The sequence below is a fragment of the Kosakonia sp. H7A genome (assembly GCF_003028445.1).
Taxonomy (GTDB): Bacteria; Pseudomonadota; Gammaproteobacteria; order Enterobacterales; family Enterobacteriaceae; genus Kosakonia; species Kosakonia radicincitans.
Map to the genome: position 1 here is coordinate 1 of NZ_PYTZ01000100.1, position 479 is coordinate 479.

The following is a 479-nucleotide window of genomic DNA, read 5'->3' on the forward strand; positions in this document are numbered from 1 at the left end:
GAAGTCGGGCAGCTCCCCCAGTTCCTGCTGCAGGCCGAGCTGGTAATGGTGGCCGGGGATGGCCTCGTGCAGGTAGAGGTCTTCGGCGTCCCACGTCTTGCGCGAGGGCAGGTCGTAGGTATTCACGTAGAAGATGCCCGGGCGCGTGCCGCCGGGTCGCATGTAGGAACCACCGGCCGCCGACTGCGCGCGGTACGGCTCTACCGGGCGGATCTCGAACTTCGCCTTCGGCGTCAGCGAGAACAGTTGCGGCACGCGCGCATCCACCTTGGCCTCCAGGCCGCGGTAGTAGGCCAGCAGCGCGTCCTCGCTCTGGAAGGTGAAGCGCTTGTCGGTCTGCATGTACTTGAAGAACTTCTGCATCGACCCGCGGAACTTCACCTGCTTCATCACCGCCTGGATCTGCCCGTGGATGCGCGCCACTTCATCCAGTCCGATCTGGTGGATCTGCGCCGGCGTCAGGTCGGAAGTGGTGCTCT

1 protein-coding gene is annotated in these 479 nt (G+C 64.9%); it reads right to left on the reverse strand.

The window, feature by feature from the left end:
• On the reverse strand, positions 1–479 hold a 479-nt coding region (locus CWM66_RS28410), incomplete at both ends, for a DUF885 family protein (protein ID WP_146159975.1).